The 19,801-nt window shown below is 66.8% G+C and carries 15 protein-coding genes and 1 tRNA gene; 14 read left to right on the top strand and 2 right to left on the bottom strand.

Going from position 1 to position 19,801, the window contains the following annotated elements:
* Positions 1-4: 4 nt before the first annotated feature.
* From ABCR94_RS25840 to ABCR94_RS25830, 3 genes are all read left to right on the top strand, one after another.
* Positions 5-625: a TetR/AcrR family transcriptional regulator gene (locus ABCR94_RS25840; protein ID WP_347122409.1), complete on the top strand. Its 621-nt coding sequence runs from the start codon at positions 5-7 to the stop codon at positions 623-625.
* Between the two features lie 89 nt (positions 626-714).
* A complete protein-coding gene (locus tag ABCR94_RS25835; protein ID WP_347122408.1) occupies positions 715-2,148 on the top strand; it encodes a DHA2 family efflux MFS transporter permease subunit in 1,434 nt (477 codons plus the stop codon).
* Between the two features lie 7 nt (positions 2,149-2,155).
* Entirely contained in the window at positions 2,156-3,274 is a 1,119-nt protein-coding gene (locus ABCR94_RS25830; protein WP_521977800.1) for a UDP-N-acetylmuramate dehydrogenase, read from the top strand.
* Positions 3,275-3,532: 258 nt separating this feature from the next.
* Here ABCR94_RS25830 and ABCR94_RS25825 read toward each other — a convergent pair whose 3' ends face one another.
* A complete protein-coding gene (locus ABCR94_RS25825; protein ID WP_347122406.1) occupies positions 3,533-4,609 on the bottom strand; it encodes an adenosine deaminase in 1,077 nt (358 codons plus the stop codon).
* A gap of 120 nt (positions 4,610-4,729) precedes the next feature.
* Positions 4,730-5,956, bottom strand: a complete 1,227-nt coding sequence (locus ABCR94_RS25820; protein ID WP_347122405.1) for a pyridoxal phosphate-dependent aminotransferase — start codon at positions 5,954-5,956, stop codon at positions 4,730-4,732.
* Between the two features lie 182 nt (positions 5,957-6,138).
* Here ABCR94_RS25820 and ABCR94_RS25815 point away from each other — a divergent pair.
* The 11 genes from ABCR94_RS25815 (at position 6,139) to rpsG (ending at position 19,771) form a co-directional block, all read left to right on the top strand.
* Positions 6,139-6,211: transfer RNA gene (locus tag ABCR94_RS25815), tRNA-Trp, on the top strand.
* Positions 6,212-6,317: 106 nt separating this feature from the next.
* Positions 6,318-6,605 carry a preprotein translocase subunit SecE gene (gene secE / locus ABCR94_RS25810; RefSeq protein WP_347122404.1) on the top strand — a complete coding sequence of 96 codons (288 nt, stop codon included), beginning with the start codon at positions 6,318-6,320 and terminating at the stop codon, positions 6,603-6,605.
* 74 nt (positions 6,606-6,679) lie between these two features.
* Complete coding sequence (gene nusG / locus ABCR94_RS25805) at positions 6,680-7,654, top strand: transcription termination/antitermination protein NusG (protein WP_347122403.1); 975 nt, start codon at positions 6,680-6,682, stop codon at positions 7,652-7,654.
* A gap of 168 nt (positions 7,655-7,822) precedes the next feature.
* Positions 7,823-8,260, top strand: a complete 438-nt coding sequence (gene rplK / locus ABCR94_RS25800) for a 50S ribosomal protein L11 (RefSeq protein WP_283521013.1) — start codon at positions 7,823-7,825, stop codon at positions 8,258-8,260.
* Between the two features lie 79 nt (positions 8,261-8,339).
* On the top strand, positions 8,340-9,062 hold the full coding sequence (gene rplA / locus ABCR94_RS25795; protein WP_347122402.1) for a 50S ribosomal protein L1: 723 nt from the start codon (positions 8,340-8,342) through the stop codon (positions 9,060-9,062).
* Positions 9,063-9,438: 376 nt separating this feature from the next.
* Entirely contained in the window at positions 9,439-9,999 is a 561-nt protein-coding gene (rplJ, locus tag ABCR94_RS25790) for a 50S ribosomal protein L10 (protein ID WP_283521015.1), read from the top strand.
* 83 nt (positions 10,000-10,082) lie between these two features.
* Entirely contained in the window at positions 10,083-10,460 is a 378-nt protein-coding gene (gene rplL, locus ABCR94_RS25785; RefSeq protein ID WP_347122401.1) for a 50S ribosomal protein L7/L12, read from the top strand.
* 565 nt (positions 10,461-11,025) lie between these two features.
* Positions 11,026-14,508: a DNA-directed RNA polymerase subunit beta gene (gene rpoB, locus ABCR94_RS25780; protein WP_347122400.1), complete on the top strand. Its 3,483-nt coding sequence runs from the start codon at positions 11,026-11,028 to the stop codon at positions 14,506-14,508.
* A gap of 98 nt (positions 14,509-14,606) precedes the next feature.
* Complete coding sequence (locus ABCR94_RS25775) at positions 14,607-18,506, top strand: DNA-directed RNA polymerase subunit beta' (RefSeq protein ID WP_347122399.1); 3,900 nt, start codon at positions 14,607-14,609, stop codon at positions 18,504-18,506.
* A gap of 420 nt (positions 18,507-18,926) precedes the next feature.
* Positions 18,927-19,298, top strand: coding sequence for a 30S ribosomal protein S12 (gene rpsL, locus ABCR94_RS25770; protein ID WP_003948652.1), 372 nt, complete (start codon positions 18,927-18,929; stop codon positions 19,296-19,298).
* Positions 19,299-19,300: 2 nt separating this feature from the next.
* On the top strand, positions 19,301-19,771 hold the full coding sequence (gene rpsG, locus ABCR94_RS25765; RefSeq protein WP_283521039.1) for a 30S ribosomal protein S7: 471 nt from the start codon (positions 19,301-19,303) through the stop codon (positions 19,769-19,771).
* Positions 19,772-19,801 lie beyond the last annotated feature (30 nt).

Genomic DNA, 19,801 nt, shown 5'->3' with positions numbered 1-19,801 from the left:
TCGTATGGTCAGGATGAGTGCAGACGAGCGGCGCGAGAGCGTCATCCGCGCGGCGATCACCGAGTTCGCCGGCAGCGGGTACAACGGCACCTCCACCGAGGCGATCGCCCGCCGGGTGGGCGTCTCGCAGCCGTACCTCTTCCGTCTGTTCACGAACAAGCAGGCCATCTTCCTCGCCGCCTCGTCCCGCTGCCTGGCCGACACCCGGCGCGTCTTCCAGGAGGCCGCCGAGGGTCTGGAGGGCGAGGAGGCCCTGCAGGCGATGGCGGCGGCGTATCAGCAGCTCATCGCCGGTGATCCGGAGAAGCTGATGATGCAGATGCAGATGTACGTCGCGGTGGCCGCGGCGGAGTCTGCCGGAGACCACGAGTTCGGGCAGCAGGTGCGAGCCGGCTGGCTGGAGCTCTGGGACGCCGTCCATCTGGGTCTCGGCGCGGACGTGAACGAGACCACGACCTTCCTGGCCTACGGCATGCTCATCAACGTCCTGGTCTCGCTGGGCTTTCCCAGTGACCACCGGATGTGGTCCGGTTTCTACATCGCCGCGCAGCCCAAAAAGCAGCCCAAGAAGCCGTCCAAGAAGCCGTCCGAAAAGAAGCCCAAAGAAGAAGCCCAAGACGAGTGACCCGCGCACGCCGGTCACTCGTCTGCGCCCGGGCGGGGTTCCTGTGCCCGTAAAAGTTAGTAATCAATAGCTAACCCTCTGGGGGAGTCATGCAGCAGCAAGCAGCCCGGCGCGGGAGCGCCGTCTGGGCCCTCGTCATCACCAGCGTCGCCGGTTTCATGGCGGCCCTCGACAACCTCGTCGTCACCACTGCCCTGCCGTCCATCCGCAAGGACCTCGGCGGGGCGCTGGAAGACCTCGAATGGACGGTCAGCGCCTACACCCTTACCTTCGCCGTCCTGCTGATGTTCGGCGCTGCCCTCGGCGACCGCTTCGGCCGCCGCAAGCTCTTCATGGCCGGACTGGTGATCTTCACCGGTGCCTCCGCCGCGGCCGCCCTCGCACCCGGCATCGACGCCCTCATCGCCGCCCGCGCGGTCCAGGGCGTCGGCGCCGCGGTGATGATGCCCCTGACCCTCACCCTGCTCACCGCGGCCGTGCCCGTCGCCCGACGCGGCGCCGCCCTCGGCATCTTCAGCGCCGTCACCGGCCTCGCCGTCGCCAGCGGGCCGCTCGTCGGCGGCAGCCTCACCGAGCACATCTCCTGGCAGTGGATCTTCTGGCTGAACGTTCCGATCGGCCTGGCCCTGCTCCCGCTGGCCCGGCTGCGCCTCGACGAGTCGTACGCGCCGAACGCCCGCATCGACATACCCGGCACGCTCCTCGTCAGCGGCGGCCTCTTCGGGATCGTCTACGCCCTGGTCAACGGCCAGGCCGACGGCTGGACCAGCACCCCGGTCCTCGCCGGGCTGATCATCGGCACCGCGCTCCTCATCGGCTTCGTCCGCCACGGCTTCACCCACAAGAACCCCATGCTGCCCATGCGGCTCTTCCGTAGCCGCGCCTTCTTCGGGATCAATATCGCGAGCCTGCTGATGTTCCTCGGGATGTTCGGCTCGATCTTCCTGCTCGCCCAGTTCCTCCAGGGCGTGGCCGGCTACTCGCCCACCGAGGCCGGGCTGCGGATGCTCCCGTGGACCGCCATGCCGCTGATCGTCGCGCCCATCGCCGGTTATGTCTCCGACCGGATAGGCGGCCGGCCGGTCGTCGTGGCGGGCCTCGCCCTTCAGGCCGTCGGCCTCGGGCTCTTCGCCCTCGTGCTGGAACCGGGCGTCTCGTACGCCGCCCAGCTCCCCGGCCTGATCATCAGCGGCATCGGCATGGCCCTGTACTTCGCCCCGGCCGCCAGCGTGGTCATGTCCAGCGTCCGCCCCGCCGAGCAGGGCATCGCCTCCGGCGCGAACAACGCGCTGCGCGAGGTCGGCGGCGCGCTCGGCATCGCGGTCCTGGGCGCGGTGTTCGCCGCCCGGGGCGGCTACGAGTCCGGCCAGGCCTTCACCGACGGCACCGTCCCCGCGCTGTGGATCGGTGCGGCGGCGGTGGCCGTCGCAGCGCTGGTCGCCCTGCTGATCCCGGGCCGCGGCAAGGCGCAGGTCCCGCCGGCCGAGGCCGTGGCCGACGAGCAGGTGCCCGTCGGCGTCTGAGCCGACGGTGCGTGCGTACGGTCCGTGGCCCCGCCCGAGCGGTGGGGCCACGGACCGTACTCTTGTGCCCGTGCAGGAACTTCACGACGCCCCCCTCGCCCCCCTGACCACCTTCCGTCTCGGCGGCCCCGCCAGCCGCCTCGTCACGGCCACCACCGACGCCGAGGTGATCGCCGCCGTGCGCGAGGCCGACGCCGCGGGCACCCCGCTGCTGATCATCGGCGGCGGCAGCAACCTGGTCATCGGCGACAAGGGCTTCGACGGCACCGCCCTGCGCATCGCCACCCGGGGCTACGACCTCGACGGCGCGTCGCTGGAGCTGGCGGCCGGCGAGGTCTGGACCGACGCGGTGGCCCGCACCGTCGAGGCGGGGCTCGCGGGCGTCGAATGCCTCGCCGGTATCCCCGGCTCCGCGGGCGCGACGCCGATCCAGAACGTCGGGGCGTACGGCCAGGAAGTCTCCAGCACCATCACCGAAGTCGTCGCGTACGACCGCTCCACGTTGGAGACGGTCACCCTCTCCAACGCCGAGTGCGACTTCTCGTACCGGCACAGCCGCTTCAAACAGGACCCCGCGCGTTACGTCGTCCTGCGCGTCCGCTTCGAGCTGGAGGACGCGGGCGGGCTCTCGGCGCCCATCAAATACCCCGAGACCGCGCGCGTCCTCGGGGTCCGCGCGGGCGAGCGGGTCGCGGCGGCTCTGGCGCGCGAGACGGTGCTGAGGCTGCGGGCCGGCAAGGGCATGGTCCTGGACGCCGATGACCACGACACCTGGTCGGCGGGCTCCTTCTTCACCAACCCGATCCTGACGGCCGAGGAGTACGCGGCGTTCCGCGCCCGGGTGCGCGACCGGCTCGGCCCCGAGGTCGCCCCGCCCGCGTTTCCGGCGGGGGAGGGGCTCACCAAGACGTCCGCGGCATGGCTCATCGACAAGGCGGGCTTCACCAAGGGATACGGGACGGGCCCGGCCCGTATCTCCGGCAAGCACACGCTGGCTCTGACGAACCGGGGCGCGGCCACGACCGAGGATCTGCTGGCGCTCGCGCGGGAGGTTGTGGTCGGGGTTCGGGACGCGTTCGGGGTGACGCTGGTCAACGAGCCGGTGATGGTGGGCGTCAGCCTGTAGGGGGCGGGGCCGTGCGGGTGCGGGGCGGCTGCGGTGCGGGTTGCCTGCGGCGCTGTTCCCCTGCCCGCCCCTACCCGCCCCTTCCCACAACCGGGCTCCGCCCCGGACCCCGGTCCTCAAGCGCCGGACGGCCAGGAGTGGGCGGGGTGGGGGAACGCGGGCCGATTCCACGTCCCGGTCCCGGTCCTCAAACGCCGGACGGGCTGAAGTGCTCCGGGTCTAGCGGCTGCGCCCCCGGCCGCAGCCGGGCCTTCACCCTCAGCTCCGCACCCATGCCTCGATCCCCGCCAGCAGCTTCGCCTTCGTGTCCTCCGGCGCCGCCGAGCCCCGTACCGACTGCCGCGCCAGCTCCGCCAGTTCCGCGTCCGTGAAGGCGTGGTGGCGGCGGGCCAGTTCGTACTGCGCCGCCAGCCTCGAACCGAAGAGCAGCGGGTCGTCCGCACCCAGCGCCATCGGTACCCCGGCGTCGAACAGCGTCCGCAGCGGTACGTCCTCGGGCTTCTCGTAGACACCCAGCGCCACATTCGACGACGGGCACACCTCACAGGTCACTCCGCGCTCCGCGAGCCGGCGCAGCAGCCTAGGGTCCTCGGCCGCCCGTACGCCGTGCCCGATCCGTGAGGCGTGCAGGTCGTCCAGGCAGTCCCGTACGGACGAGGGGCCGGTCAGCTCCCCGCCGTGCGGCGCCGCCAGCAGGCCGCCCTCGCGGGCGATGGCGAAGGCGCGGTCGAAGTCCCTGGCCATGCCGCGGCGCTCGTCGTTGGAGAGCCCGAAGCCCACGACACCGTGGTCCGCGAACCGCACCGCGAGGCGCGCCAGGGTCCGCGCGTCCAGCGGATGCTTCATCCGGTTCGCCGCGACCACCACCCGTATCCCCAGGCCGGTCTCCCGGGCCGCGCTACGCACCGCGTCGAGGATGATCTCCAGCGCCGGGATCAGCCCGCCGAGCGTGGTCGCGTACGACGTCGGATCGACCTGGATCTCCAGCCAGCCCGAGCCGTCCCGCACATCCTCCTCGGCCGCCTCCCGCACCAGCCGCTGGATGTCCTCCGGCGACCGCACGCAGGACCGTGCGATGTCGTACAGCCGCTGGAAGCGGAACCAGCCCCGCTCATCGGTGGCCCGCAGCTTCGGCGGCTCCCCGCCGGTCAGCGCCTCGGGCAGGTGTACGCCGTACTTGTCGGCCAGCTCGATCAGGGTCGCGGGCCGCATCGACCCGGTGAAATGCAGATGCAGATGAGCCTTCGGCAGCAGACGCAGGTCCCGGTCGGCGGCCGGGTCGCGGGCACAGACACTCGAAGGATGAAGGGGGTGTCCCCCTGGTGAGGCCAACATCCCAAGATCTTGCCGCACGCACGCGCCGCCGGGAAGCGCCTTTCTCCCAACGAAGTAGATGCCCGAACGCAGAAACGGGCCCCCGGCCGGAGCCGGGAGCCCGTCACAGTGGAGCCAGGATCAGTCGCGCGCTTCCGCGAGGAGCTTCTGCATCCGCGAGACACCCTCGACCAGGTCCTCGTCGCCCAGCGCATAGGAAAGCCGCAGGTAGCCCGGCGTACCGAAGGCCTCGCCGGGTACGACGGCGACCTCGGCCTCGTCCAGGATCAGCGCGGCGAGCTCGACCGTGGTGGCCGGGCGCTTGCCGCGGATCTCCTTGCCGAGCAGTGCCTTCACCGACGGGTACGCGTAGAAGGCACCCTCCGGCTCCGGGCACAGCACGCCGTCGATGTCGTTCAGCATCCGCACCACGGTGTGGCGGCGGCGGTCGAAGGCAGTACGCATCTCGGCGACCGCGTCCAGGTTGCCGGAGACGGCGGCCAGCGCCGCGATCTGCGCGACGTTGGAGACATTGGACGTGGCGTGCGACTGCAGGTTCGTGGCGGCCTTGACGACGTCCTTCGGGCCGATGAGCCACCCGACACGCCAGCCGGTCATGGCGTACGTCTTGGCGACGCCGTTGACCACGATGCACTTGTCGCGCAGCTCGGGCACGATTGCCGGCAGCGAGGTGAACTTGGCGTCGCCGTAGACGAGGTGCTCGTAAATCTCGTCCGTCAGCACCCACAGACCGTGCTCGACGGCCCAGCGGCCGATCGCCTCTGCGTCGGCCTCGTTGTAGACGGCGCCCGTCGGGTTGGACGGGGATACGAAGAGCACGACCTTCGTGCGCTCGGTACGGGCGGCCTCCAGCTGCTCGACGGAGACCCGGTAGCCGGTGGTCTCGTCGGCAACGACGTCAACGGGGACACCGCCTGCGAGTCGGATCGATTCGGGGTACGTCGTCCAGTACGGCGCCGGGACGATGACCTCGTCGCCCGGGTCGAGGATCGCGGCGAAGGCTTCGTAGATGGCCTGCTTGCCGCCGTTGGTGACCAGGATCTGCGAGGTGTCCACCTCGTAGCCCGAGTCACGCAGCGTCTTCGCGGCGATCGCGGCCTTGAGCTCGGGGAGCCCCCCCGCGGGTGTGTAGCGGTGGTACTTCGGGTTGGAGCAGGCCTCGATCGCGGCCTCGACGATGTATCCGGGCGTCGGGAAGTCGGGCTCGCCGGCGCCGAAGCCGATGACCGGACGGCCCGCCGCCTTCAGGGCCTTGGCCTTGGCGTCGACGGCAAGGGTTGCGGACTCGGAGATCGCGCCGATTCGGGCGGAAACCCGGCGCTCGGTGGGAGGAGTTGCAGCGCTCATACGGCCCATCGTCCCAGACGGGAAACCCGCACGGCACACAGGTTTCAAAGGGTGGACGGGAGCTTTCTGTTCGACGCCGGGCCTACGACCACGTACACTCACCTGTCGTTGGCCCTCACCGACCACACCGCCGTGCGCACTCCGTGCACTCGGTCGGATGCGGTAGGTTGGGCGAACCACAAAGGGTCGTAGCTCAATTGGTAGAGCACTGGTCTCCAAAACCAGCGGTTGGGGGTTCAAGTCCCTCCGGCCCTGCTACACACTCCTTCGCCGGGATGTGTGCGCATGTACGTATTTCTATGGACTGCCGTGCGGCTCGACCGGGCGCGGCAAGGCCACGACCCGGAATCAGGTGAGAAGCGTGACGGACGCCGTGGGCTCCATCGACATGCCTGATGCCCAGGACGATGCGCCGGATTCCAAGAAGAAGTCCCGCAAGGGCGGCAAGCGCGGCAAGAAGGGCCCTGTGGGCCGTCTCGCGCTCTTCTACCGCCAGATCGTTGCCGAGCTGCGCAAGGTCGTCTGGCCGACTCGCAATCAGCTGACGACCTACACCGCCGTGGTGATTGTTTTCGTCGTCGTCATGATCGGCATTGTTACCGTGATCGACATGGGCTTCGCCGAAGTCGTCAAATACGTCTTCGGCTGACCCGGCGTAGGGCGCCCCTCCGGGCGCCCCTTTCGCACGTTCCACCCATATGTATCCAGGAAGAAGCAGCCACCGTGTCTGACCCGAACCTGAACGACGCCGCTGAGTCGGGCGTGAGCTTCGAGTCCGCAGAGGACGAACTCGACATTGTCGAGGCGGCTGACGCTGTAGACCCGGACCAGGCCGAGGCGGCCGACGCCGCTGCCGGCGAGCCGGCCGAAGAGGCCGCAGTGCACATCGAGTCCCCCGAGGACACCCCCGGCGCCGAGGAAGTCGTCAACGCCGAAGAGACCGCCGACCCGGCGGCCGACGAGGTCGTCGCCGTCGCCGCTGCCGAAGAGGTGGACGCCGAGGACGAGGTCGTCGTCGCCGAGGCGACCGAGGACGCCGAGCTCGCCGAGGACGAGGCCGTGGAGGCCCCCGAGGCACCGGCCGACCCGACCGCCGTGCTCCGCGAGGAGCTGCGCGCCCTGCCCGGCGAGTGGTACGTCATCCACACGTACGCCGGGTACGAGAAGCGCGTGAAGGCCAACCTGGAGCAGCGCGCCGTCTCGCTGAACGTCGAGGAGTTCGTCTACCAGGCGGAAGTGCCCGAGGAAGAGATCACTCAGATCAAGAACGGTGAGCGTAAGAACGTTCGCCAGAACAAGCTTCCCGGTTACGTCCTGGTCCGCATGGACCTCACCAACGAGTCCTGGGGCGTTGTCCGCAACACCCCCGGGGTCACCGGCTTCGTGGGCAACGCCTACGACCCGTACCCGCTGACGCTGGACGAGATCGTCAAGATGCTCGCCCCCGAGGCCGAAGAGAAGGCAGCCCGCGAGGCTGCCGAGGCCGAGGGCAAGCCGGCTCCGTCCCGCAAGGTCGAGGTCCAGGTACTGGACTTCGAGGTGGGCGACTCGGTCACCGTCACCGACGGCCCCTTCGCGACCCTCCAGGCGACGATCAACGAGATCAACGCCGACTCGAAGAAGGTCAAGGGTCTCGTCGAGATCTTCGGCCGCGAGACCCCGGTCGAGCTCAGCTTCGAACAGATCCAGAAGAACTGACACCTTCCGGACCCCCCGCTTCCGACCAGGTCAGATCGGCTCTCAAAGCCGGTCTGACCTGCTTGGTTTCAGCCTGCACAGCTCTACCCGTTATTGTTGTGCGGTATGCCTTCGTCCGGTTGATCGGACGGATGGCTTGAAAACTCTCACTAGGACCCGGAGAGAGCAATGCCTCCCAAGAAGAAGAAGAAGATCACAGGGCTGATCAAGCTCCAGATCAATGCCGGTGCGGCCAACCCGGCGCCGCCGGTCGGTCCCGCATTGGGCCAGCACGGCGTCAACATCATGGAGTTCTGCAAGGCCTACAACGCCGCGACCGAGTCGCAGCGTGGCATGGTCGTGCCGGTGGAGATCACGGTCTACGACGACCGTTCCTTCACCTTCATCACGAAGACTCCGCCGGCCGCGAAGCTGATCCTCAAGGCCGCAGGTGTGGACAAGGGCTCGGGCGAGCCGCACAAGACCAAGGTCGCCAAGCTCACCGGCGCCCAGGTCCGCGACATCGCCACGGTCAAGATGCCCGACCTGAACGCCAACGACCTGGAAGCCGCGTCGAAGATCATCGCCGGCACCGCCAGGTCCATGGGCATCACGGTCGAGGGCTGACCGTCCCTGTAGCACCTCAGTGGTAGGGCCAAGCGCTGGTCCGCACCACGACTCCATCTCCATACCAACAGGAGCAGAAGTGAAGCGCAGCAAGAACTACCGCGCTGCGGAAGCCAAGATCGACCGGGAGCGCACCTACGCCCCGCTCGTGGCTGTCCGTATCGCCAAGGAATCCTCCGCGACCAAGTTCGACGCCACCGTCGAGGTCGCCATGCGTCTGGGTGTCGACCCGCGCAAGGCCGACCAGATGGTCCGTGGCACCGTGAACCTCCCGCACGGCACCGGCAAGACCGCCCGGGTCCTGGTCTTCGCGACCGGCGACCGTGCCGAGGCAGCGCGTGCCGCGGGCGCCGACATCGTCGGCGCCGACGAGCTCATCGACGAGGTGTTGAAGGGCCGTCTGGACTTCGACGCCGTCGTCGCCACCCCGGACCTCATGGGCAAGGTCGGCCGCCTCGGCCGCGTGCTCGGCCCGCGTGGTCTGATGCCGAACCCGAAGACCGGAACGGTCACCCCGGACGTGACGAAGGCTGTCACGGACATCAAGGGCGGCAAGATCGAGTTCCGCGTCGACAAGCACTCGAACCTGCACTTCATCATCGGCAAGGTCTCCTTCGACGAGACCAAGCTGGTGGAGAACTACGCCGCGGCGCTGGACGAGATCCTTCGTCTGAAGCCGTCCGCCGCGAAGGGCCGCTACATCAGGACGGCGACCCTGGCCACCACGATGGGCCCCGGCATCCCGCTGGACTCCAACCGCACCCGCAACCTCCTCGTCGAGGAGGACCCGGCCGCCGTCTGATCCTGACGGCAGCCGCGGACCGCGTGCTGTAGCCGGGCCCCGCACCTCTCCGGAGGCGTGGGGCCCGGTTTCGTGTCCCGGGCACCCGGGGGCATCCGCCGGGCGCGAGAGGGGCCACGGAGGCGATTTGCCTGACGTGGATCCGTTCGCGTAGTCTTCGGAAGAAGCCAAAGACCGCTGGTCGTTGCTGTGTCTTCGTAAGAAGGTACGGCGGCCGAAGGATCCGCCAGGCGCGGACGTCCTGCACAGGTGATTCGTGGAAATGTTCCCGGGATTCATTCCGGTTGAGCCCGCCCCGTGCGCCTGCGCCGGGGCGTTTCGTTTTGCCCAGCCCCTTCTGAGCGGTCCTCATCACCCGGAAGGAGGCCGACGCTCTATGGCAAGGCCCGACAAGGCTGCCGCGGTAGCCGAGCTCACGGACAAGTTCCGTAGCTCGAACGCCGCCGTGCTGACCGAGTACCGGGGTCTCACCGTGGCTCAGCTCAAGGAGCTGCGCCGTTCACTCGGTGAGAACGCCCAGTACGCCGTGGTGAAGAACACGCTGACCAAGATCGCGGCCAACGAGGCCGGGATCGACACGCTGGACGACCTGTTCGTGGGTCCGACGGCGGTTGCCTTCGTCACCGGTGACCCGGTGGAGTCGGCGAAGGGTCTTCGTGACTTCGCCAAGGAGAACCCCAACCTCGTCATCAAGGGCGGTGTCCTTGATGGTAAGGCGCTGACCGCTGATGAGTTCAAGAAGCTCGCGGACCTTGAGTCCCGCGAGGTTCTGCTCGCCAAGGTGGCCGGTGGAATCAAGGCGTCGATGGCCAAGGCCGCGGCGACTTTCCAGGCTCCTCTCACGGAGTTCGTCCGCACCGCGGACGCGCTTCGCGCCAAGGTCGAGCAGGGCGGTGCCGGTACGCCGGCTCCCGCCGAGGCCGAGGTGGCGGAGTAACTCCCGCCCTTTGGCCACAGCGGGCCCGTACGCCCGCCTCCATATACACCCGGCACCTGCCGAATTAGTGGAAGGACGCCATCATGGCGAAGCTGTCCCAGGACGAGCTGCTCGCGCAGTTCGAGACCCTGACCCTCATCGAGCTCTCTGAGTTCGTCAAGGCCTTCGAAGAGAAGTTCGACGTCAAGGCTGCTGCCCCCGTCGCCGCCGCCGGCCCCGCCGGCCCCGCCGCCGAGGTCCCGGAGGAGCAGGACGAGTTCGACGTCATCCTCACCGGTGCCGGCGAGAAGAAGATCCAGGTCATCAAGGTTGTGCGTGAGCTCACCTCGCTGGGTCTGAAGGAGGCCAAGGACCTCGTCGACGGCGCTCCGAAGCCGGTCCTCGAGAAGGTCGCCAAGGAGGCCGCTGAGAAGGCCGCCGAGTCCCTCAAGGGCGCGGGCGCGTCTGTCGAGGTCAAGTGACCTTGTTGAGTCTCTGACTCAGCTGCTCCAGCTTTAAGGGCGATCACCCATCCGGGTGGTCGCCCTTAGGCGTTCCCGCGGCGCTTCCCTTGCTCTTCGCCCCGCGACGAGTAGGGTGATCATCGCCGTGTGCCTGACGGTGTCCGAGCGCCGTTCTCCGGGTCGTACTCCGCAGTAGCGGGCGGCGACGATCTCCACGGAGGGCGGGGGGCCTTGACGAACCGCACGAGGCGCGCAATTCTCAGGACGCGTCGTTCACACCGATCCGCATCCGAGGCATGGATCGGCGACGCAGAGGGCAGTACTGATATGCGCTAGCAGCGCGTGGCTTGCAGCAGGAGTTGAGTACAGCGAGGGTCTCCAACAGCCCGCTCTGGACATCAGTGGGCCAAGTGGCTACACTGACCCTTTGCGCTGCCTGTTAGCTGCCTCCTGCCCGTCACCAGGGGCATGCCCAAAGCTTGAGCATTGATGACCGGCTACCCCTTTTGGGGTTGTCTGTCGCTGTGCCCATCTTGGGACCGGTACGCGCGTAGTGAGTCCGAGCCCTCGGAAGGACCCCCTCTTGGCCGCCTCGCGCAACGCCTCGACCTCCAATACGAACAACGGCGCCAGCACCGCCCCGCTGCGCATCTCATTTGCAAAGATCAAGGAGCCCCTCGAGGTTCCGAACCTCCTTGCGCTGCAAACCGAGAGCTTTGACTGGCTGCTCGGCAATGCCGCTTGGAAGTCTCGCGTCGAGGCCGCTCTCGAGAGCGGACAGGACGTCCCCACCAAGTCAGGTCTGGAAGAGATCTTCGAGGAGATCTCGCCGATCGAAGACTTCTCCGGGTCGATGTCCCTGACTTTCCGTGACCACCGCTTCGAGCCGCCCAAGAACTCGATCGACGAGTGCAAGGAGCGCGACTTCACGTTCGCCGCTCCGCTCTTCGTCACCGCCGAGTTCACCAACAACGAGACCGGCGAGATCAAGTCCCAGACGGTCTTCATGGGCGATTTCCCGCTCATGACGAACAAGGGCACCTTCGTCATCAACGGCACCGAGCGTGTCGTTGTGTCGCAGCTGGTCCGCTCGCCGGGTGTTTATTTCGACTCCTCCATCGACAAGACGTCCGACAAGGACATCTTCGCCTCCAAGATCATCCCTTCCCGGGGTGCCTGGCTGGAGATGGAGATCGACAAGCGCGACATGGTCGGTGTTCGCATCGACCGCAAGCGCAAGCAGTCCGTCACCGTCCTGCTCAAGGCTCTCGGTTGGACGACCGAGCAGATCCTTGAGGAGTTCGGCGCGTACGAGTCGATGCGCGCCACCCTGGAAAAGGACCACACCCAGGGCCAGGACGACGCACTGCTCGACATCTACCGCAAGCTGCGTCCCGGCGAGCCGCCGACGCGTGAGGCTGCTCAGACGCTGCTCGAGAACCTCTACTTCAACCCGAAGCGCTACGACCTCGCGAAGGTCGGCCGCTACAAGGTGAACAAGAAGCTCGGCGCGGACGAGCCGCTGAACGCGGGTGTCCTCACCAGCAAGGACATCATCGCCACCATCAAGTACCTGGTCCGGCTGCACGCCGGCGAGGTCGAGACGGTCGGCGAGAGCGGCCGGTCGATCGTTGTCGAGACCGACGACATCGACCACTTCGGCAACCGTCGTCTGCGTAACGTCGGCGAGCTCATCCAGAACCAGGTCCGTACGGGCCTGGCGCGGATGGAGCGCGTCGTGCGTGAGCGCATGACGACTCAGGACGTCGAGGCGATCACGCCGCAGACCCTGATCAACATCCGGCCGGTCGTCGCCTCCATCAAGGAGTTCTTCGGCACCAGCCAGCTGTCGCAGTTCATGGACCAGAACAACCCGCTGTCGGGTCTCACCCACAAGCGCCGCCTGTCGGCGCTTGGCCCGGGTGGTCTCTCCCGCGAGCGGGCCGGCTTCGAAGTCCGTGACGTGCACCCCTCGCACTACGGCCGCATGTGTCCGATCGAGACCCCCGAAGGCCCGAACATCGGCCTGATCGGCTCGCTCGCGTCCTACGGTCGCGTCAACGCGTTCGGCTTCATCGAGACGCCGTACCGCCGGGTCACCGGCGGCTTCGTCACCGATGACGTCGACTACCTGACGGCCGACGAGGAAGACCGCTTCGTCATCGCCCAGGCCAACGCGACGCTCTCCGAGGACATGCGCTTCGAGGAGTCCCGCGTCCTGGTCCGCCGCCGCGGCGGCGAGATCGACTACATCCCCGGCGACGACGTCGACTACATGGACGTCTCGCCGCGCCAGATGGTGTCGGTCGCGACCGCGATGATCCCGTTCCTTGAGCACGACGACGCAAACCGCGCGCTCATGGGCGCGAACATGATGCGTCAGGCCGTGCCGCTGATCACGTCCGAGGCGCCGCTCGTCGGCACCGGCATGGAATACCGCTGTGCGGTCGACGCCGGTGACGTCATCAAGGCGGAGAAGGAGGGTGTGGTCCAGGAGGTTTCCGCGGACTACATCACCGTCGCCAACGACGACGGTACGTACACCACGTACCGCATCGCCAAGTTCTCCCGCTCGAACCAGGGCACGTCGGTCAACCAGAAGGTTGTCGTCGACGAGGGCGCCCGGGTCGTAGAGGGTCAGGTCCTCGCCGACGGTCCCGCCACCCAGCAGGGTGAGATGGCACTCGGCAAGAACCTGCTCGTGGCATTCATGCCGTGGGAGGGCCACAACTACGAAGACGCGATCATCCTCAGCCAGCGTCTGGTGCAGGACGACGTCCTCTCCTCGATTCACATCGAGGAGCACGAGGTCGACGCCCGCGACACCAAGCTCGGCCCGGAGGAGATCACCCGGGACATCCCGAACGTCTCCGAGGAGGTCCTCGCGGACCTCGACGAGCGCGGCATCATCCGTATCGGTGCCGAGGTTGTCGCAGGCGACATCCTGGTCGGCAAGGTCACGCCCAAGGGCGAGACCGAGCTGACCCCGGAGGAGCGTCTGCTCCGCGCGATCTTCGGCGAGAAGGCGCGCGAAGTGCGCGACACCTCGCTGAAGGTGCCCCACGGCGAGATCGGCAAGATCATCGGCGTGCGGGTCTTCGACCGCGAGGAGGGCGACGAGCTGCCGCCGGGCGTGAACCAGCTGGTTCGCGTGTACGTCGCGCAGAAGCGCAAGATCACCGATGGTGACAAGCTTGCCGGCCGTCACGGCAACAAGGGCGTCATCTCGAAGATCCTGCCGATCGAGGACATGCCGTTCATGGAGGACGGCACCCCGGTCGACATCATCCTCAACCCGCTGGGTGTGCCGTCCCGAATGAACCCGGGACAGGTCCTCGAAATCCACCTGGGCTGGCTCGCCAGTCAGGGCTGGAAGGTCGAGGGCAGCGAGGACTGGATGGAGCGTCTGAAGGTGATCGGCGCCGACGAGGTCGGCGCCGGCACCAACGTCGCGACCCCGGTCTTCGACGGTGCGCGCGAGGACGAGATCTCCGGTCTCTTCGAGCACACGATCCCGAACCGCGACGGCAACCGGATGGTCATGCCGTCCGGCAAGGCCAACCTGTTCGACGGCCGCTCGGGCGAGCCTTTCCCGGAGCCGGTCGCGGTCGGGTACATGTACATCCTGAAGCTCCACCACCTGGTCGACGACAAGCTCCACGCCCGTTCGACCGGTCCGTACTCGATGATCACTCAGCAGCCGCTGGGTGGTAAGGCCCAGTTCGGTGGCCAGCGATTCGGTGAGATGGAGGTGTGGGCGCTTGAGGCTTATGGCGCCGCTTACGCCCTCCAGGAACTGCTGACCATCAAGTCCGACGACGTGACCGGCCGCGTGAAGGTCTACGAGGCCATCGTCAAGGGCGAGAACATCCCCGAGCCCGGCATTCCTGAGTCCTTCAAGGTGCTCATCAAGGAAATGCAGTCGCTCTGTCTCAATGTGGAGGTGCTGTCCTCGGACGGCATGTCCATCGAGATGCGCGACACGGACGAGGACGTCTTCCGCGCAGCGGAGGAGCTCGGTATCGACCTGTCCCGGCGTGAGCCGAGCAGCGTCGAAGAGGTCTGACGGGCTGGCCGGTCGCCGCTTCACCGCGGCGGCCGGCTCTCCCCGGACCCGTTCAGACCATGATTGAGACTCGACCCCGAAAGAGGGATTGACGACAAGTGCTCGACGTCAACTTCTTCGACGAGCTGCGGATTGGCCTCGCCACCGCGGACGACATCCGGACCTGGTCGCACGGCGAAGTGAAGAAGCCGGAGACCATCAACTACCGCACGCTCAAGCCCGAAAAGGACGGACTCTTCTGCGAGAAGATCTTCGGTCCTACCCGGGACTGGGAGTGCTACTGCGGCAAGTACAAGCGTGTCCGCTTCAAGGGCATCATCTGCGAGCGCTGCGGCGTCGAGGTAACTCGCGCCAAGGTGCGTCGTGAGCGGATGGGCCACATTGAGCTGGCCGCTCCCGTCACCCACATCTGGTACTTCAAGGGCGTTCCTTCGCGCCTCGGGTACCTGCTCGACCTCGCGCCGAAGGACCTCGAAAAGGTCATCTACTTCGCCGCGTACATGATCACATTCGTGGACGAGGAGCGCCGGACGCGCGACCTGCCCTCGCTGGAGGCACATGTCTCCGTCGAGCGCCAGCAGGTCGAGAACCGTCGCGACTCGGACCTCGAAGCCCGTGCCAAGAAGCTTGAGACCGACCTGGCCGAGCTTGAGGCCGAGGGCGCCAAGGCCGACGTACGCCGCAAGGTGCGCGAAGGTGCCGAGCGTGAGATGAAGCAGCTGCGTGACCGTGCGCAGCGCGAGATCGACCGTCTCGACGAGGTGTGGAGCCGCTTCAAGAGCCTCAAGGTCCAGGACCTTGAGGGCGACGAGCTGCTCTACCGCGAGCTGCGTGACCGTTTCGGCACGTACTTCGACGGCTGCATGGGCGCCGCGGCGCTCCAGAAGCGTCTGGAGACCTTCGACCTCGCAGAGGAGGCCGAGCGCCTCCGCGAGATCATCCGCAGTGGCAAGGGCCAGAAGAAGACCCGTGCGCTCAAGCGCCTCAAGGTCGTCTCCGCGTTCCTGCAGACCAGCAACAAGCCCAAGGGCATGGTGCTGGACTGCGTGCCGGTCATCCCGCCGGACCTGCGTCCGATGGTGCAGCTGGACGGTGGCCGCTTCGCGACCTCCGACCTGAACGACCTGTACCGCCGCGTGATCAACCGCAACAACCGCCTCAAGCGTCTCCTTGACCTCGGTGCCCCCGAGATCATCGTGAACAACGAGAAGCGGATGCTGCAGGAGGCCGTCGACGCACTGTTCGACAACGGTCGCCGTGGTCGCCCGGTCACCGGTCCCGGTAACCGCCCGCTGAAGTCCCTGAGCGACATGCTCAAGGGCAAGCAGGGTCGTTTCCGTCAGAACCTTCTCGGTAAGCGTGTGGACTACTCCGCGCGTTCCGTGATCGTCGTCGGCCCGCAGCTGAAGCTGCACCAGTGCGGCCTGCCCAAGGCCATGGCGCTGGAGCTCTTCAAGCCGTTCGTGATGAAGCGCCTGGTGGACCTCAACCACGCGCAGAACATCAAGTCGGCGAAGCGCATGGTCGAGCGCGGCCGCACGGTCGTCTACGACGTACTCGAAGAGGTCATCGCCGAGCACCCGGTTCTGCTGAACCGTGCGCCGACGCTGCACCGCCTCGGCATCCAGGCCTTCGAGCCCCAGCTGGTCGAGGGCAAGGCCATCCAGATCCACCCGCTCGTCTGCACCGCGTTCAACGCGGACTTCGACGGTGACCAGATGGCCGTGCACCTGCCGCTTTCGGCAGAGGCACAGGCCGAGGCCCGCATTCTGATGCTGTCCTCGAACAACATCCTGAAGCCGGCAGACGGTCGTCCCGTCACCATGCCGACCCAGGACATGGTGCTCGGTCTCTTCTTCCTCACCACGGACGAGGAGGAGCGCAAGGTCATCGGCGTGGGCCGGTCCTTCGGCTCCAGCGCCGAGGCCACCATGGCGTTCGACAACCGTGAGCTCTCGCTCCAGGCGAAGGTCGACATCCGCTTCCCGGTGGGCACCATCCCGCCGCGCGGCTGGACCCCGCCGGTGCGCGAAGAGGGCGACCCGGAGTGGCAGCAGGGTGACGCCTTCCGGCTGCGTACGACGCTGGGTCGCGCGCTCTTCAACGAGCTGCTGCCCGAGGACTACCCGTTCGTCGACTACTCGGTGGGCAAGAAGCAGCTCTCCGAGATCGTCAACGACCTGGCCGAGCGCTACCCCAAGGTCATCGTGGCGGCAACGCTCGACAACCTGAAGGCGGCCGGCTTCCACTGGGCGACCCGTTCCGGCGTCACCGTCGCCGTTTCGGACATCGTCGTCCCGGAGGCCAAGAAGGCCATCGTCAAGGGCTACGAGGCCCAGGACGAGAAGGTCCAGAAGCAGTACGAGCGCGGTCTCATCACCAAGGAAGAGCGCACTCAGGAGCTCATCGCGATCTGGACCAAGGCAACCAATGAGGTTGCCGAGGCGATGAACGCGAACTTCCCCAAGACGAACCCCATCTTCATGATGGTTGACTCGGGTGCCCGAGGAAACATGATGCAGATGCGTCAGATCGCCGGTATGCGTGGTCTGGTGTCGAACGCCAAGAACGAGACGATTCCTCGTCCCATCAAGGCGTCGTTCCGTGAGGGCCTGTCGGTGCTGGAGTACTTCATCTCCACCCACGGTGCCCGTAAGGGTCTGGCCGACACCGCCCTGCGTACCGCCGACTCGGGTTACCTGACCCGTCGTCTGGTGGACGTCTCGCAGGACGTGATCATCCGTGAAGAGGACTGCGGTACCGACCGTGGCCTCAAGCTGAAGATCGCGGAGAAGGGTGCCGACGGCATCCTCCGCAAGACCGACGACGTCGAGACGAGCGTGTACGCACGCATGCTCGCCGAGGATGTCGTCATCGACGGCAAGGTCATCGCGCCGGCCAATGTCGACCTCGGTGACGTGCTCATCGACCAGCTGATCCTGCACGGTGTGGTGGAGGTCAAGACCCGCTCGGTCCTGACCTGCGAGTCCACGGTCGGTACCTGTGCGTTCTGCTACGGCCGTTCGCTGGCCACCGGCAAGCTGGTCGACATCGGTGAGGCGGTCGGCATCATCGCCGCCCAGTCCATCGGTGAGCCCGGTACCCAGCTGACGATGCGTACCTTCCACACCGGTGGTGTGGCGGGTGACGACATCACGCAGGGTCTGCCCCGAGTCGTCGAGCTCTTCGAGGCTCGTACGCCCAAGGGTGTCGCCCCGATCTCGGAGGCGGTCGGCCGCATCCGTATCGAGGAGACCGAGAAGACGAAGAAGCTCGTCGTCGTCCCGGACGACGGCAGCGAAGAGACGCCGTTCCCGATCTCCAAGCGTGCTCGTCTGCTGGTGGGCGAGGGCGACGCGGTCGAGGTGGGCCAGAAGCTCACCGTCGGTGCGACCAACCCGCACGACGTCCTGCGGATCCTCGGTCAGCGCGCGGTCCAGATCCACCTGGTCGGCGAAGTCCAGAAGGTCTACAACAGCCAGGGCGTGTCGATCCACGACAAGCACATCGAGATCATCATCCGGCAGATGCTGCGCCGCGTGACGATCATCGAGTCGGGCGACGCCGAGCTGCTTCCGGGCGAGCTCGTCGAGCGCGGTCGCTTCGAGGGCGAGAACCGTCGTGTGGTCACGGAAGGCGGCCACCCGGCCTCCGGCCGTCCGCAGCTGATGGGTATCACCAAGGCCTCGCTGGCGACCGAGTCGTGGCTGTCGGCGGCGTCCTTCCAGGAGACGACCAGGGTTCTGACCGACGCGGCGATCAACGCCAAGTCGGACTCCCTGATCGGCCTCAAGGAGAACGTCATCATCGGCAAGCTCATCCCGGCCGGTACGGGCCTCGCCCGTTACCGCAACATCCGGGTCGAGCCGACCGAGGAGGCCAAGGCAGCGATGTACTCGGCCGTCGGTTACGACGACATCGACTACTCGCCCTTCGGCACCGGCTCCGGCCAGGCGGTTCCGCTGGAGGACTACGACTACGGTCCGTACAACCAGTAGGACCGGACAGCACGAGCAGTACGTCCACGGGGCGGTCACTCTTCACGGGGTGGCCGCCCTGCGGCGTTGTGAGGGCGTCAGGGCGCATTTACTGCGGTTCCTCCCACGCTGTTGGTGCCCGGCCGTAAAGGATCACGTTTAACGGCCGCGTGCGACCTCGTGGGAAGTACGGCGTGTTGGGTGCGGAGCATTTGTTTTGACCAGAGTCGATGAGGTAGGTACGCTCAACCCTTGTGCCTGGGGTGTGCCTGGGCTCTGGGACGTGCCTATGTCCGTCCCATGAGCCAGGGCGATTTCGCCGCAATCTGCTGCTTCTCTGTTCCGCGGGGTTGTTCGCAGTGTTCGACACACCCGACCGCGTGGGTCGGTGGTGTTCCAGGTTAGTTTCACAGTGATCGGCACACAGAAACCGGAGAAGTAGTGCCTACGATCCAGCAGCTGGTCCGCAAGGGCCGGCAAGACAAGGTCGAGAAGAACAAGACGCCCGCGCTTGAGGGTTCGCCCCAGCGCCGTGGCGTCTGCACGCGAGTGTTCACGACCACCCCGAAGAAGCCGAACTCGGCCCTGCGTAAGGTCGCGCGTGTGCGTCTGACCAGCGGGATCGAAGTCACCGCTTACATCCCGGGTGAGGGACACAACCTGCAGGAGCACTCGATCGTGCTCGTGCGTGGCGGCCGTGTGAAGGACCTGCCGGGTGTTCGTTACAAGATCATCCGCGGCTCCCTTGACACCCAGGGTGTCAAGAACCGCAAGCAGGCCCGCAGCCGCTACGGCGCCAAGAAGGAGAAGTAAGAATGCCTCGTAAGGGCCCCGCCCCGAAGCGCCCGGTCATCATTGACCCGGTCTACAGCTCTCCTCTTGTCACCTCCCTCATCAACAAGATCCTGCTCAACGGCAAGCGTTCCACTGCCGAGCGGATCGTGTACGGCGCCATGGAAGGCCTCCGCGAGAAGACCGGTAACGACCCGGTCATCACGCTGAAGCGTGCCCTTGAGAACGTAAAGCCGTCTCTTGAGGTCAAGTCCCGCCGTGTCGGTGGCGCCACGTACCAGGTGCCGATCGAGGTCAAGCCCGGTCGTGCGGGCACTCTCGCGCTGCGTTGGGTCGTGGGTTACTCCCGCGCCCGCCGTGAGAAGACCATGACCGAGCGCCTCATGAACGAGCTGCTCGACGCCTCCAACGGTCTTGGCGCTGCTGTCAAGAAGCGCGAGGACACCCACAAGATGGCCGAGTCGAACAAGGCCTTCGCGCACTACCGCTGGTAGTCGCTTTCCCCATCGAGACCGAGAGAAGAT

Source organism: Streptomyces changchenzhani (genome assembly GCF_039766235.1).
Classification (GTDB): Bacteria; Actinomycetota; Actinomycetes; order Streptomycetales; family Streptomycetaceae; genus Streptomyces.
This window is presented reverse-complemented; position numbering and strand designations above follow the sequence as displayed.